Source organism: Synechococcus sp. CC9605 (assembly GCF_000012625.1).
Lineage (GTDB): Bacteria > Cyanobacteriota > Cyanobacteriia > PCC-6307 > Cyanobiaceae > Parasynechococcus.
On record NC_007516.1, the window covers coordinates 1,798,263 to 1,812,228 of the forward strand.

Annotated in this window: 18 protein-coding genes; 9 read left to right on the top strand and 9 right to left on the bottom strand. The window is 62.3% G+C overall.

What is annotated here, in order from left to right:
• Positions 1–7: 7 nt before the first annotated feature.
• Positions 8–586 carry a hypothetical protein gene (locus SYNCC9605_RS09895; RefSeq protein ID WP_011364927.1) on the top strand — a complete coding sequence of 193 codons (579 nt, stop codon included), beginning with the start codon at positions 8–10 and terminating at the stop codon, positions 584–586.
• A 33-nt stretch (positions 587–619) separates the two neighbouring features.
• On the opposite strand, the gene SYNCC9605_RS15230 is transcribed toward SYNCC9605_RS09895, so the two are convergent.
• Entirely contained in the window at positions 620–796 is a 177-nt protein-coding gene (locus SYNCC9605_RS15230) for a hypothetical protein (protein ID WP_011364928.1), read from the bottom strand.
• Between the two features lie 198 nt (positions 797–994).
• On the opposite strand from SYNCC9605_RS15230, the gene SYNCC9605_RS09900 reads away from it, so the two are divergent.
• From SYNCC9605_RS09900 to trxB, 3 genes are all read left to right on the top strand, one after another.
• A complete protein-coding gene (locus SYNCC9605_RS09900) occupies positions 995–2,350 on the top strand; it encodes a DEAD/DEAH box helicase (protein ID WP_041435080.1) in 1,356 nt (451 codons plus the stop codon).
• A 96-nt stretch (positions 2,351–2,446) separates the two neighbouring features.
• The gene (locus SYNCC9605_RS09905; protein WP_041435758.1) at positions 2,447–2,695 is read left to right on the top strand and encodes a hypothetical protein; all 249 of its coding nucleotides are present in this window, start codon (positions 2,447–2,449) and stop codon (positions 2,693–2,695) included.
• Between the two features lie 107 nt (positions 2,696–2,802).
• Positions 2,803–4,185 (top strand): thioredoxin-disulfide reductase, encoded by a 1,383-nt coding sequence (trxB, locus tag SYNCC9605_RS09910; protein WP_011364931.1) that lies wholly within the window; start codon positions 2,803–2,805, stop codon positions 4,183–4,185.
• Between the two features lie 12 nt (positions 4,186–4,197).
• Here the strand turns inward: trxB and infA are convergent, their stop codons facing one another.
• Positions 4,198–4,467, bottom strand: a complete 270-nt coding sequence (infA, locus tag SYNCC9605_RS09915; protein WP_006041809.1) for a translation initiation factor IF-1 — start codon at positions 4,465–4,467, stop codon at positions 4,198–4,200.
• A gap of 201 nt (positions 4,468–4,668) precedes the next feature.
• On the opposite strand from infA, the gene SYNCC9605_RS09920 reads away from it, so the two are divergent.
• A complete protein-coding gene (locus tag SYNCC9605_RS09920; protein ID WP_041435083.1) occupies positions 4,669–5,316 on the top strand; it encodes a pseudouridine synthase in 648 nt (215 codons plus the stop codon).
• Here the strand turns inward: SYNCC9605_RS09920 and SYNCC9605_RS09925 are convergent.
• The 5 genes from SYNCC9605_RS09925 to SYNCC9605_RS09945 are packed head-to-tail and all read right to left on the bottom strand — an operon-like array spanning position 5,264 to position 8,624.
• Positions 5,264–6,076, bottom strand: a complete 813-nt coding sequence (locus SYNCC9605_RS09925; protein ID WP_011364933.1) for a methyltransferase domain-containing protein — start codon at positions 6,074–6,076, stop codon at positions 5,264–5,266. The two genes, SYNCC9605_RS09920 and SYNCC9605_RS09925, sit on opposite strands and share 53 nt — an antisense overlap.
• Complete coding sequence (locus SYNCC9605_RS09930; RefSeq protein ID WP_011364934.1) at positions 6,076–6,291, bottom strand: hypothetical protein; 216 nt, start codon at positions 6,289–6,291, stop codon at positions 6,076–6,078. The genes SYNCC9605_RS09925 and SYNCC9605_RS09930 overlap by 1 nt, the downstream gene beginning before the upstream one ends.
• A 53-nt stretch (positions 6,292–6,344) precedes the next feature.
• Positions 6,345–7,307 (bottom strand): NAD(P)H-binding protein, encoded by a 963-nt coding sequence (locus tag SYNCC9605_RS09935; protein WP_011364935.1) that lies wholly within the window; start codon positions 7,305–7,307, stop codon positions 6,345–6,347.
• Between the two features lie 56 nt (positions 7,308–7,363).
• On the bottom strand, positions 7,364–7,465 hold the full coding sequence (gene petM / locus SYNCC9605_RS09940; protein ID WP_011364936.1) for a cytochrome b6-f complex subunit PetM: 102 nt from the start codon (positions 7,463–7,465) through the stop codon (positions 7,364–7,366).
• A gap of 28 nt (positions 7,466–7,493) precedes the next feature.
• Positions 7,494–8,624 carry a N2,N2-dimethylguanosine tRNA methyltransferase gene (locus tag SYNCC9605_RS09945; protein WP_011364937.1) on the bottom strand — a complete coding sequence of 377 codons (1,131 nt, stop codon included), beginning with the start codon at positions 8,622–8,624 and terminating at the stop codon, positions 7,494–7,496.
• Positions 8,625–8,661: 37 nt separating this feature from the next.
• Between SYNCC9605_RS09945 and SYNCC9605_RS09950 the strand changes: the two genes are divergently transcribed.
• Positions 8,662–9,627: an alpha/beta fold hydrolase gene (locus SYNCC9605_RS09950; RefSeq protein ID WP_011364938.1), complete on the top strand. Its 966-nt coding sequence runs from the start codon at positions 8,662–8,664 to the stop codon at positions 9,625–9,627.
• Positions 9,599–10,129, top strand: a complete 531-nt coding sequence (ilvN, locus tag SYNCC9605_RS09955) for an acetolactate synthase small subunit (protein WP_011364939.1) — start codon at positions 9,599–9,601, stop codon at positions 10,127–10,129. Before SYNCC9605_RS09950 ends, ilvN begins: the two co-directional genes overlap by 29 nt.
• A gap of 2 nt (positions 10,130–10,131) precedes the next feature.
• Here ilvN and SYNCC9605_RS09960 read toward each other — a convergent pair whose 3' ends face one another.
• Both SYNCC9605_RS09960 and SYNCC9605_RS09965 read right to left on the bottom strand, forming a co-directional pair.
• Positions 10,132–10,803: a peptidylprolyl isomerase gene (locus SYNCC9605_RS09960; RefSeq protein WP_011364940.1), complete on the bottom strand. Its 672-nt coding sequence runs from the start codon at positions 10,801–10,803 to the stop codon at positions 10,132–10,134.
• Between the two features lie 4 nt (positions 10,804–10,807).
• Positions 10,808–11,344 carry a photosystem I assembly protein Ycf4 gene (locus SYNCC9605_RS09965; RefSeq protein ID WP_025362460.1) on the bottom strand — a complete coding sequence of 179 codons (537 nt, stop codon included), beginning with the start codon at positions 11,342–11,344 and terminating at the stop codon, positions 10,808–10,810.
• A gap of 188 nt (positions 11,345–11,532) precedes the next feature.
• Here SYNCC9605_RS09965 and psbD point away from each other — a divergent pair, with 188 nt between their 5' ends.
• Both psbD and psbC read left to right on the top strand, forming a co-directional pair.
• Positions 11,533–12,588: a photosystem II D2 protein (photosystem q(a) protein) gene (psbD, locus tag SYNCC9605_RS09970; protein ID WP_006851499.1), complete on the top strand. Its 1,056-nt coding sequence runs from the start codon at positions 11,533–11,535 to the stop codon at positions 12,586–12,588.
• Positions 12,572–13,960, top strand: coding sequence for a photosystem II reaction center protein CP43 (psbC, locus tag SYNCC9605_RS09975; protein ID WP_011364942.1), 1,389 nt, complete (start codon positions 12,572–12,574; stop codon positions 13,958–13,960). Before psbD ends, psbC begins: the two co-directional genes overlap by 17 nt.
• Positions 13,961–13,966 lie beyond the last annotated feature (6 nt).

A 13,966-nucleotide genomic window follows, 5' to 3' on the forward strand; every position in this document is an offset into this window, starting at 1 on the left:
GCTCCCCATGGGTCTCAGCGCAATCGAGTGTCCCGACGGCCTCTGCCACAGCCACCACGGTGGCCACGCCGTTGAACGGGAAACCATGCAGTCCACCCTCCAGTTGCACGGCAAAGACTGGTGTGAACGGCTGGCGGAGCGGATTTATGAAATCTCCGTCGACACCTTTTCGCAAAGCGTGATGCCGAGCCTGCACACGGCCGGCTGGCAGCGACGCCATCTCGACTGGGAGTTCAAGCTCAACGATGGCGAGAGCGAACCCGATCGCACCCTGGTGGACGGGATGATCAACGCCACGGAAAGCTTCCTGCGCAGCAGCGAAGTGCACCGCCTGTTCATCCAGGAACTAGTGCAGGGCACCTTCGCGGAAGCCGACAACGACGACCTGCGCATTCAAGCGGTGCGCACCTTGGTGGAAACCGAGATCGTGGCGATGCTGGAGGAGCACAAGGAGGAGCTGCTCGATCGGCTCGCTCAGCAGCTGCTGGACAGCGCCAAAGGGGATTTCACAGCAGCTCGCTCCGCCTCAGAGGAGGCCTTGAAGGAGGTGGAGCACCTGGTGGTCAACCACGCCGAAGCGCTCTGAAGCAGGGGCGCTTATCCAAGGCATGCTGCCGGCTCAAACGATCGGCAGCACTTCCTGTTCGAGGCCCACGGCCCAGTTCACCTCGCCGCGGCGGTGCAGGACGCGGGCCCTAAGAATCAACGGATCGATGTCGCAGTCGAGTTGCCAGCAAAGATCGAGTTGGTCGCGCTGGTGGTCGAGGGGACTGCTGAAAAAACGACGTTGGGCCATGGCGATGGGCGGGACCCGATCCCGATGGAGCTGATGGCCGGACAGTAGAGATGCCACAGCACAAAAGAATGGTTAAAAAGACTCATCTTCCCGAGAGGTGATATCTCAGCCGTCAGCTTCAACCTCCCGGGACCGCTCAACACCAAGCTCAGCCAAGTCCCTGTCCAACCAAGGCAGTGGCAGCAACAGCTGATCCAGCTGCTGCGGCGCAGGCTCGAGCTGGAGGGCAGCAGCCGCGACCTGCTGGTGTTTGCAGGCCCAGGGGCAGGCAAAACCCTCGGGGCCATGCTGGGATTCCGCGCCATGCGCGATCAGGGCCGGCTGGACCATTTCGTGGTCTTCTGCCACCGAACCTCAATCCTCAACCAGTGGAAATCCGCCGCAGCGCGTCTTGGCTTGCAGCTGGAGGAGTGGTCCTGCCCGCCGGAGCAAAGCCAAGACGCTGATGGCTTGTTGGTGACTTATCAGGGGGCCGGTCGCCAGCTCGAGGCTCTGGGTGCACGGCTCGAGCAATGGGGCCTGAGCGCCTGCATGGCGATCGCCGATGAAGCCCATCATCTCGGCGTTGATCCTGACGAACCGGATGCCACCGCCTGGGGGCAGACCTTTCTGGAGCTGACCGGCAGCGTGCGGCTGCGACTGGGGCTCACGGGTACCCCCTTTCGTGCCGACAACCTGGCGTTCTGCGCCGCCCGGCGCATGCGGGTGCGTCTGGATGACGGCGGTTGGGTTGAGCAGATCCGACCGGATCTCTGCGTTGAACCCAGGGACTTGATCGCTGCAGGGGATGTGCGCCCCCTGGAGTTCCGTTTCCAGGACGGCTGGGTGGAACACAGCCGAGAAGGACACCCCGACCGCGACGTTTCCCCCCTCTCGGTTGAGCAACGGGAAAGCTGGCGCGCGCGCAACCTGCGTCGCGCCATCCGCCTGGCCGACAGCAGCAGCATTGGTCAGCAGGTGCTGCTGCGCGCCCAGCAGAAGCTGAACAAGTTGCGTGAGCGACAGCCGCAGGCTGCTGGTCTTGTGATCGCCCGCGACATCAGCCATGCCGAAGCCATCAGCCGGGTGTTGATTGACGACGGCAACCGGGTGGAGTTGATCCATTCCCAGAGCCCGCAAGCAACGGAGCGCTTAAACGCCTTCCAAAGCGGTGACGCCGATTGGTTGGTGAGCATCGACATGTGCGCGGAGGGCTTTGATGCGCCACGTCTGCGGGTGGTGGCCTATCTGACCACCGTGGTGACCCGGAGCCGTTTTGTGCAGGGCATCACCCGGGCTGTGCGAATGACGCCCGAACTGGCCGCCCGTGAAGCCATTCCAAGAGAAGCCTCCTACGTGTTTGCTCCGGCAGACCCGCTGCTGATGGACTACGCCAGGTCATGGTCGGTGGCCGAGCCCTACGTGCTGCGGCCTCAGGAGCATGAAGTCGAGGACGAGCAGCCGGGGGTTGGAGCCTGGCGCGGACCGAGCCTTCCCCTGGAAGCGGTGGAGGACGGAGCCGGCGCTGTAATTCGTCTAAAAATGCCCGAATTGCCCACTTTTTTGCAGCGCTGAGCACAGCATTGGCCAGAGGAAAATGCGAATTTGTGCGAATGGAAGGCCGAAAGGGACCCCCGATCCGCCAACCTGATCAACATCGAGGAGACAGCCATGGACGCCGCAATGGAACGCCGGATCGTCGTTGCAACAGGCTGGGCATCCACGCGCATCGCAGTCCTGGACATGGAAGAGCGCTATGAAGACAGTTATGCGATAACGCAAGAATTCTGCGAATGGATCACATGCATTGGCGAAAACGTAGAGATGCTTGAGGCCAATGTTTTGGCGGCTCCGCGCAACCCGAGCAAACGGCGCCCGATTCACGACCCCAGCTCCAACGACTCAGAAGTTCAAATCTGAAGTTTTTCTTAAATTCTTTTAAACCTCGTTCATTCACTTCCAAGCCATTGCTCACGTCGGCTTACAGCAGGGCTTTAGATTTAACTCATAGTCAGTTCGCTTAAGCGGTGGGTAAAGCCGGTACGGATCACATCGAAAATCTGGTCATCGTTGGGTCAGGGCCAGCCGGGTACACAGCCGCCATCTACGCCGCACGGGCCAACCTGCAACCGCTTCTAGTCACTGGGTTCCAACGCGGTGGCATTCCCGGTGGCCAGCTGATGACCACCACCCATGTGGAGAATTTTCCTGGCTTCCCGGACGGTGTGCTCGGGCCCGACCTGATGGATCTGATGAAGTCTCAGGCGGTGCGGTGGGGCACTCACCTGCTTGAAGCGGATGCCGACAGCATTGATCTGAGCTCCAAGCCTTATCGCGTTGAGGTGGAAGGACAGATCGTCCGCACCCACGCCCTGGTGATTGCCACGGGCGCCAGTGCTAATCGCCTCCAATTGCCCTCGGAGCAAACCTTCTGGAGCAAAGGCATCAGCGCCTGCGCGATCTGTGACGGCGCCACACCGCAGTTCCGCAACGAGGAACTCGCCGTGGTGGGCGGCGGCGACTCCGCCTGCGAGGAAGCCGTGTACCTCACCAAGTACGGAAGCCACGTGCATCTGGTGGTGCGCTCCGACAAACTCCGCGCCAGTGCCGCCATGGCTGATCGGGTGTTGGCCAACGACTTAATCACGGTGCACTGGAACAGCGAGATCGACGACGTGAGCGGGGACGACTGGATGCAGTCGATGACCCTGCGCAATCGCATTGAGGGCAGTTCATCCACCATCGCCGTTAAAGGGCTCTTCTATGCCATCGGCCACACCCCCAACACCGATCTGCTTCAGGGGCAAATCGATCTGAACGAGAAGGGCTACCTGACAACGCAACCGGGACGACCGGAAACGTCCATGGAAGGCGTCTTCGCAGCCGGCGATGTGGCCGATGCCGAATGGAGACAGGGCATCACCGCAGCTGGCAACGGCTGCAAGGCGGCCTTGGCAGCGGAGCGCTGGCTGAGTCACCACAACCTGGCCACCCGGGTGCAGCGTGAGCAGGTGGAGCCGGCAGTGGCGGAACGTCCTGTGAATGTGGATGTCACCACGGAAGCCACCTACGACCCCCAGGGGCTTTGGCAGAAAGGAAGCTTTGCCCTGCGCAAGCTCTATCACGACAGCGCCAAGCCTCTGCTGGTGATTTACACCTCACCCACCTGCGGCCCTTGCCACGTGCTGAAGCCCCAGCTGCAGCGGGTGATTCAAGAGCTTGGTGGATCAGCCCAGGCCGTTGTCATCGACATCGAGGCCGATCAAGAGATCGCCGAACAGGCCGGTGTGAACGGAACACCCACGGTGCAGCTGTTCCACAACAAAGCCATGGTGAAGCAGTGGCGCGGCGTGAAGCAGCGCAGTGAATTCAAAGCTGCGATTGAAGGTTGCCTTCAGGCTGCAGCCTGAGAGCAGCAGCCCTCAGCGACGGCGCGGGCCGCCGGGGCGGTTGCCGCCGGGACGACCGCCGGGAGCACCGGCATTGCGCTCGCGGTAGGTGATGCGGCCGCGGGTGAGGTCGTAGGGGCTGATCTCCACCAACACCTTGTCACCCGCGAGCAACTTAATCCGGAACTTGGTGAGCTTTCCAGCCGCTCTGCAGAGGCATTGGTGACCAGCAGGCTGCTCGAGGGTGACCAGATAGAACCCGTTGCCCTGTTCCTTCTCGATCACGCCCGAGGTTTCGATCATGCGCTGGTGGCCAGTTCTGTCTTGCTGCAGTCAGTTTAGAAGGCCACTTGCACCCCGCAGAGACAACACAGCCCTTAGGCTCCAACGCCGACACACATCCCCCAGCCGTGATTCTCCCCCCGTTGAGCCTGGATCTCGGCCTGCTGTTGATCTCCATTGGCGTGGTCAACCTGTGGAGGATGCGCGAAAACGCAAGCTGACTTGACGACGCTGCTGCTGAACAAGCCCTACGGGGTTTTGAGTCAATTCACGTCGGAGGAGGGAAGCCGCTGGCGTTGCCTGAGCGACTTTGTTGATGTGCCCCAGGTGTACGCCGCGGGGCGACTCGATGCCGACAGCGAAGGGTTGCTGATCCTCACCAGCAACGGCCGACTGCAACAGCGCCTCACCGACCCTCGCTTTGGCCACTGGCGCAGCTACTGGGCGCAGGTGGAAGGAACTCCCAACACCGAACAACTGCAACAGCTCTGCGATGGCGTTGTGGTTCAGGGGCGCCGCACCTTGCCAGCAAAAGCGCGCTGGCTTCAGGGCCAGGACCTACCGCAGTTGCCCGAACGAACACCTCAAATTCGTTTTCGAGCTGCGATTCCCACCAATTGGTTGCAACTGTCCCTCAGCGAGGGGCGCAACCGGCAGGTGCGCCGGATGACGGCGGCTGTTGGCCTGCCGACGTTGCGTCTGGTGCGTTGCTGCATCGATCTGATGGACAACGGCCCACCGCTGGACCTCACGGGCCTTCAACCCGGCAGTTGGCGTACGGTGACGGCAGCTGAACAGGAACGGCTAAACCGCCTAATCAGCAGCAGCTCGAGCGCTGGCCCTCGGAGGGGAGGGCACCGACGAGGGTGACCGCCCGGAACTCAATGCCCTCCACCACACGCCAGGGCTGCTCACTGCGATCGGCGTAGCAAACCTGCTCAAAACCAAGAGCTACGAATGCTTCCAGGAAGTCCTGCTCCTGCCAGGCGCCGCTGATGCAGCCGCTCCAGAGATCAGGGTCCTGCTGCAAACGCAGAGGCACTACCTGATCGCAAACGATGTCGCTGATGGCAACCTGACCACCGGGGGCAAGGACCCGGCGAATGTTGGCCAGGAGCCTGTCGCGCGCCGACGGGTTCACCAGGTTGAGCACACAGTTGCTCAGCACCACATCAATCGAACCGTCAGCGATCAGGGGTTCACCCGTGGCCGTGGGGGCATCCAGGGCTTCGATGGCTCCATCAACAAAACGGACGTTGTCGAAGCCCACGGCTGAAGCAACAACCGGGATCGCTTCACGCGACAAGGCCAGCATGTCGGCGTTGCGGTCCACACCGGTCACGCGGCCGGATGAACCGACAATTTGGCTGCAAATGAAGGCGTTTTTGCCGCTGCCGCTGCCTAGGTCGAGCACCCGGTCCCCCTGCTTCACCCAGCGGGTGGGATCACCGCAGCCGTAATCCCGCTCAACGACAGCATCCGGAATCACTTTGAGCAGAGCAGGGTCGAAGCCGACCGGGGTGCAAAGGCAGGCTTCCTGCTCTTGGGCCGCAGCCCCGTAGCGGGCTTCCACCGCTTGGGTTTGATCCAGCGACTGGGGCACTGGAGACGAACAACACGATTCCGCCATCAGCCGATCGCCTCCTGCAGCTCACGCACCACATTCCACTGGCCATACCAGTAGTTGGCCTCGGCCCGTCGGTCGGGGTCGGCCATACCATCAACTGCATCGGGGCCCACCGACTTCCACAGCTCATGGCCGCAGACACGGTTGAGGCCTTGTTCCGCCTCATCCGACAACAACTGCAGACGCCGCTGCAGATTTTTGAGCTGAGCGACAGCCATCAGAACAGGGTCAATTGAGGCGATAGTACAAAAGAACCAAGAGAGATCAAGGTTCAGAAGGGCAGCTTTTTCTTCGCGTCCTTGTCAAGATCGGCTTCCATCTCGCGAAGTCTCTTCAGGATCGTGTCGTAGTACTCACCGATGTAGCCCTCCATGTCCGTGGTCTCCGATGCCTCAAGGCCGAAGGCGGCATAGCTGTTCTGCATAGGGGCATCCAGGGTCTGACCGCTGCCGGTGACCTCAGCAAAGGCCAAGCGCTCCGCCACGTTGACGGCGGGTTCAAAGAAGGACGCCACCCCCTGCATCAGGTTCATCAGGACAGGCTGCACCCGAAACACACGGGCTGTCTTGCCACTGCAGCGTTCACAGAGCTGCACGAGTTCGCCGGTGTTCCAGGCCTTGGGACCAACAACGGGGTAGGTGCCACACACGGTTTCCTCCCGCTCGAGTGCCGCGACGGCAAAGCGGGCCATGTCCTGGGTGTTCATGTAGGCAATGGCCGTGGGGCTGCCACTGACCCACACCGTCTGGCTCTCCAGAACCGGAATGGCGAACTGACTTATCACCCCCTGCATGAAGGCGGCACCTTGCAGGATGGTGTAGTCGAAATCCGACGACTCCAGCAGCTTCTCGGTGCAGGCCTTGATGTCCATCAAGGGAACCTCGCGGTGCTGATGCGCACCCAGCAGCGAGAGAAAAACAAAACGCTTCACCCCTGCTCGCTCACATGCACGAAGCAGATTGAGCTTTCCGTCCCAATCCGTTTCGTAGATGCTGCGAGGATCGTTGGGGCGACTGGTGGATGCATCGATCACGGCATCCATGCCCTCAAGGGCGTAATCAAGGCTGTCGGGCTCCAACAGGTCGCCCCGGGTCAGCTCACAACCCCATTCCTGCAGAAAGGCAGCCTTGCGGGGGGTACGCACCATGCAGCGAGCCTGGTGGCCGGCGTCAAGGGCACGACGGGCGACCTGTCGTCCCAGGGTGCCGGTGCCACCCACCACAAGCACTTGCATCGGCGACTTCCTCACGAAGGCTGGAGCTTAATAGCCCCAGTAGCAAAGCGACTGCTTCAGTCGTCGCCTTGAAGCTTCAGCAGCAGAGCACCACCAGCGAGGCCGACAGGAATCAAGACCCAGAAGATCGCAGCAGTTCCAAAAATCTCAGCAGCCATGGTCTGGGCAAAGCGATCGCCTGCCAATTTAAATCCCTTCCCCCCGCAGGCTGGCGCAGATCTGTAACAGCTGCGGTAATTCCGCATCAGTTCGCACCTGGCCCGGCATGACGCCACTGGCACTGGCGCGATAACCCGCCGCCTGGAGCGCCTGCACCAATGGCCCCAGAGCTGGTGGTCCACCGCTGCCCAGCCGTCGGGCCAGCTCATCGGTGGGCCAGACCGTGGGGCGATCGCCGGGATCCGCCTGCAGGCGCTGCATCAATCGAAGGGTGGCGGGGCTGATCTGCTGACGCCCCAGCTGTTGACCCTCGGCAATCAGCTGCTGCAACAACTGTGGCTCTTGCAAGGGACCAATCCACAGCGGGCCGCTGATGCTCCAGCGCCCCTGACCAGCCGCGCAATCACAGGCGGGCCAGCCGCTGAGCTTGAGGAGGGGCTGCACCCTTTGAGCACCACAGAATTCGCAACGGGCCACCAGCCCCAGCTTCTGTTCATCGCCTGCGGGGATCTGGCGCCGCAGGCGCAGCGCGAGGCGAAAGGTGCGGCCTTCACTGAAGCTGAACAGCGGCTGCAGTCCGCGGCCCAGCATCCAGGCCTGCCGCGCCACCAGCCCGATCTGCTGCCGCAGGGCCATTTCCCAGCTGGATGGATGGGCTCGAGCGGCAGCCCCGAGGCTGCGAATGGCGCCCGGCCGGTCATGGCCGGTGGGGGAGCGACCATCCGTGGAGGCCAGAAACAACAGGCCGTCGAAGCGCAGAGCCTCAAGGGCCGGCTGAATCAGAGGCCCAGGAGCACCAAAGGCATCAAGGTCGATGAAATCGAACCAGTGGCGCTCAACAATTGAGCGGTGCAGCAGCAGGTCTGCAGCCTCAGCCGTGAACCGCATTGAGCACCCCAGCCTTTGCAGATTGGCCTGGATCAGCGGCAGCCGGTCGGGATCCCCATCGTTGATCCAGAGCTCCGTTTCAACGGCCGTGTTGGCCAGCGCCTCCAACCCCCAGCGCAGTGCCCTGATCCCGCAACCGGCCATCAGATCCAGCCAGCGCAGGGGCCGCGTGGCATGGCGGCTCTGGTGACGGGCCAGCAACACCGAAAGGTCCCGGGCCGGACGCGACTCAGGCCTGAAAAAGCCTGGGCCAAGGCTTAGCTCAGCCAAACCTTCGCGATAGTGATGATCGGTTGAGGTCAGAAGGGTGCCGCCTGCTGTTGTCCAGACTGCCGAGTGGGGGGTCCAGAGCACCTGGCAGTGGAAGGGCTGGCCCTGCCACTGGCGGGTCAGCGGCCCTGAAGCAGGCCCTGCCCTGCTGCTGTTGCACGGTTTCGGCGCCGCCAGCGGACACTGGCGCCACTGCGCGCCGCGCCTGGCTGATCAGGGATGGCGGGTCTACAGCCTGGATCTGCTGGGTTTCGGCCAATCCGCCCAGCCGGCGCGGCCGATGGACAACCGGCTCTGGGCCCTGCAGGTGTGCGCATTTCTCGATCAGGTGGTGCAAAGGCCAGCGGTGGTGATCGGCAATTCCCTGGGGGGCCTGACCGCACTCACCGCGGCGGTGCTGGCGCCGAACCGGGTGCGGGCGGTGGTCGCCGCGCCCCTGCCGGACCCTGCCCTGATTCAACCGTTGCCGAAACGGCGGGCGCCCTGTCGGCGGCGTTGGCAGCGGCGCCTGCTCGCCTTGGTGCTGCACGTGCTTCCGCTTGAACTTGTGGTGCCCTTGATCGCGCGCACGGGCTTGCTCAAAGCCGGGCTTCAGGGGGCCTACTGGAAGTCGATCCAATCCGATCCGGAGCTACTGCAGCTGATCGCCCGTCCTGCCCGGCGCCCTACAGCAGCCCGGGCCCTGCGGGGCATGAGCCTGGGCATGGGTAACCGTCCCCGAGGCGCCACCGCGCCAGCCCTGCTCGAACAACTGCGGGTGCCGATGCTGCTGATCTGGGGCCGTCAGGATCGGTTTGTGCCCCTGGCCGTCGGGAAATCCGTGGCCGCCAGCCACACAGCACTCGAGCTGAAGGTGCTGGATCGCTGCGGCCACTGCCCCCATGACGAAGCGCCTGATCGCTTCCTGGCTGTGTTGTTGCCCTGGCTGGACCGTAACTTGGGAGGACCAGACCGGCAGGGGACGACCAGCGGCGATGAAACACACCCTTTCGGTGGTGGTTGAAGACGAGTCCGGCGCACTCAGCCGGATCGCAGGACTCTTCGCCCGACGCGGCTTCAACATCGACAGCCTGGCTGTCGGCCCAGCAGAGGCCGAAGGGCAGTCGCGCCTGACCATGGTGGTGGAGGGCGATGACCAGACGCTCCAGCAGATGACCAAACAGCTGGACAAACTGGTGAATGTGCTTCAGGTCCTCGACCTGACCCAGCGCCCGGCTGTGGAGCGGGAGCTGATGCTGCTCAAAGTTTCAGCACCGGCAGCATCTCGGGGCGCCGTGATCGAACTCGTTCAGGTGTTCAGGGCCAAGGTGGTGGACGTGGCTGATGAAGCCCTGACCCTCGAAGTGGTGGGTGATCCCGGAAAGCTTGTGGCCCTCGAACGGTTGATGGCCCCCTTCGGCATTCTCGAAATCGCCCGAACCGGCAAGGTGGCCCTTGAGCGGGCCTCAGGCGTGAACACCGAAATGCTCAAGGTGTCCCCCAGCCAGAGCCGGGTGCCGGCCTGAGTTCACTCCTTTAACACCGCCTTGGCGATGCGATCTCCCTGTTGGATCGCGTCCACCATCTCAATGCCATCGACTACACGGCCGAAGACGGCGTATCGGCCGTCGAGTTCCGGCAAGGGACGCAAGGCCACATAGAACTGGGCACTAGCGGAATCAGGAGCCTGGGAGCGGGCCATGGCCACCGCTCCACGCTCGTGGGTCAACTCCAGGCCATCAAGTTCCGCCGGATTGGTGATGACCCTGCTGTAGCGGGGCTGCGGCTCGGATCGGAACTTGATCTCAAGCGGGATCATCCGCGCCTGGCCGTTGTCTGGATCCACAAAACTGCCGGTGCCGAGCTGCCCCAAGGGAACCGATCGATCACTGGATTGCGGATCGCCCCCCTGCACCACAAAGGGAACGGGCTCGCGAACAACGCGATGAAACATGGTTCCGTCGTAGGTGCCGCGCCGCACCAGATCGATGAAATTGCCGGAGGTGAGGGGAGCGGAATCGCCATTCACTTCAATCGTAAACTCGCCCTGGCTCGTCTGCATGGTGACCGTGGCCAGGCCCTGCAGGCAGGCCGCCTGAGCATCAGCACAGCCGGTCACCACCGAAGCGCGCGGGGAAGGGCTGCAACTCACCAACAGAGGGATGAGCAGCAGCAGCGCCCAGGAACGAAGACGACGCATCGGATCAGAGGCCCTCAAGGTTGACGCCCAGGAATCGGGCCAGTTCAGCACCGTCCTTTTCCAACTGGGCCAAAGGAAGCGGTTCACCAACGCGGGTGAGCGGCATGTCACGGCGTCCCTGGATTCGCAGGGCGACGCGGCGGCGCGCATTGAAGCCATCGCGCACCTCCACCTTCACCGCCTTGACGTCTTTGAGCGGAATTTCCACCAGAACGGGTTTGCGGAAACCACGACGGCTAATGGTCACCACGCCGGCATCTTTATCGAAGCGATTGCTGCCGCCACCGACATTCACAGCAATCACATACCAGAGGTACGTGGCCAGCAACGCCGCAGCAAGGCTGTACAAGCCCATCACCAGTCCCTGGGGCACGAACACCAGAGCTGCAGGGTGCCCAATGGGAACCAGGTCGCGGCCGAGGTAGCTCGAGAGCGAAGCCAGAAGAAAGCCCACGCCCCCAATCGTGACGGCCGAAGCCACCAGAAAGTTCGAGAGACGACGGGAGCCGAGCACAGGTTGCTCGAGCACTGCTGCGGACATGACCCAGCCAGAACGAAGCGCCATTGTGACCGCAGAAAGGCCCCGACGACGAAATAGGAAAAAATCCCTAAGAAACAGAGCGATACAGGGGGTTTCAGCTCACACAAATCAGCCCCGCAGGTCGCTTGAAGATTGTTAAGGTCGCGGCGTATCCCACAGCCTGCGGCTTTCCGCACCGTTCACCTCTCATGACGATCGCTGTAGGACGCGCGCCACAGCGGGGATGGTTTGACGTCCTCGATGACTGGCTCAAGCGCGACCGCTTCGTTTTTGTCGGCTGGTCCGGCATTCTTCTCCTCCCAACGGCCTACCTGGCCATCGGTGGCTGGCTGACAGGCACCACTTTTGTCACCTCCTGGTACACCCACGGCATTGCCTCGTCGTACCTGGAAGGTTGCAACTTCCTGACCGCTGCTGTGTCCACCCCCGCTGATGCGATGGGTCACAGCCTGCTGCTGCTCTGGGGCCCTGAGGCTCAGGGCGACTTCGTTCGCTGGTGTCAGCTCGGCGGCCTCTGGGCCTTCGTGGCTCTGCACGGCGCCTTCGCACTGATCGGCTTCATGCTCCGTCAGTTCGAGATCGCTCGTCTGGTCGGCATCCGCCCTTACAACGCCATCGCCTTCTCCGGTCCGATTGCGGTGTTCGTCAGTGTCTTCCTGATGTACCCCCTCGGCCAGAGCAGCTGGTTCTTCGCGCCCTCCTTCGGTGTGGCTGCGATCTTCCGCTTCCTTCTCTTCCTTCAGGGCTTCCACAACTGGACCCTGAACCCCTTCCACATGATGGGCGTCGCCGGCATCCTCGGCGGTGCACTCCTCTGTGCTATTCACGGCGCCACCGTGGAAAACACCCTGTTTGAGGACGGTGAGCAGGCCAACACCTTCAAGGCGTTCGAGCCCACTCAGGAAGAAGAGACCTATTCCATGGTCACCGCCAACCGCTTCTGGAGCCAGATCTTCGGTATCGCCTTCTCCAACAAGCGCTGGCTGCACTTCTTCATGCTGTTCGTGCCTGTGATGGGCCTATGGACCAGCTCCATCGGCATCATTGGCCTGGCCCTCAACCTGCGCGCCTATGACTTCGTGTCCCAGGAAATCCGCGCTGCAGAAGATCCCGAATTCGAGACCTTCTACACCAAGAACATCCTTCTGAATGAAGGTCTGCGTGCCTGGATGGCACCGGCTGACCAGCCGCACGAAAACTTCGTCTTCCCTGAAGAGGTTCTGCCCCGTGGTAACGCTCTCTAATCCCGGTCTTGGCGCCACTGGCGGCAAAGACCTTCCCTCCACTGGGTATGCCTGGTGGTCCGGCAACGCCCGCTTGATCAACCTGTCCGGCCGTCTGCTTGGTGCCCACGTGGCCCACGCTGGTCTGATGGTGTTCTGGGCCGGCGCAATGATGCTGTTCGAGGTGAGCCACTTCACCTTCGATAAGCCCATGTACGAACAGGGCTTCATCTGCATGCCTCACGTCGCCACCCTTGGCTACGGCGTGGGCCCCGGCGGTGAAGTCACTGATCTCTTCCCCTTCTTCGTGGTCGGTGTTCTGCACCTGATCAGCTCCGCCGTGCTCGGCCTCGGCGGCCTCTATCACGCCCTGCGTGGTCCTGAGATCCTGGAGAACTACTCCTCCTTCTTCTCCCAGGACTGGCGTGACAAGAACCAGATGACCAACATCATTGGTTATCACCTGATTCTCCTGGGCGTCGGCTGCCTGCTGCTGGTCTTCAAGGCCATGTTCTTCGGCGGCGTTTACGACACCTGGGCCCCCGGCGGCGGTGACGTCCGCATGATCACTAACCCGACCCTCGATCCGGGCGTGATCTTCGGCTACCTGTTCCGCGCTCCCTTCGGCGGCGAGGGCTGGATTATCGGTGTGAACTCCATGGAGGACATCATCGGTGGCCACATCTGGCTGGGTCTGACCCTGATTTTCGGTGGCATCTGGCATGCCATCACCAAGCCTTTCGGTTGGGTGCGTCGCGCCTTCATCTGGAACGGTGAGGCCTACCTGAGCTACAGCCTTGGCGCTCTGAGCTTCATGAGCTTCATCGCTTCGGCCTACATCTGGTTCAACAACACCGCCTATCCCTCCGAGTTCTGGGGCCCCACCAACGCTGAGGCATCCCAGGCTCAGAGCTTCACCTTCCTGGTGCGTGACCAGCGTCTCGGCGCCAACATCGGTTCCGCCATGGGCCCCACCGGCCTTGGTAAGTACTTGATGCGATCACCTACCGGTGAAATCATCTTCGGGGGTGAAACCATGCGCTTCTGGGACTTCCGTGGTCCCTGGCTTGAGCCCCTGCGTGGTCCCAACGGCCTCAGCCTCGACAAGCTGCAGAACGACATTCAGCCCTGGCAAGTGCGCCGTGCGGCTGAGTACATGACCCACGCTCCGAACGCCTCGATCAACTCCGTGGGCGGCATTATCACCGAGCCCAACTCGGTGAACTACGTGAACCTCCGCCAGTGGCTGGGTGCAACGCAGTTCGTGCTTGCCTTCTTCTTCCTGGTTGGTCACCTCTGGCACGCCGGCCGCGCCCGCGCTGCTGCTGCTGGCTTCGAGAAAGGCATCGACCGCAAGGCTGAGCCTGTGCTCGGCATGCCTGATCTCGACTGATCCACC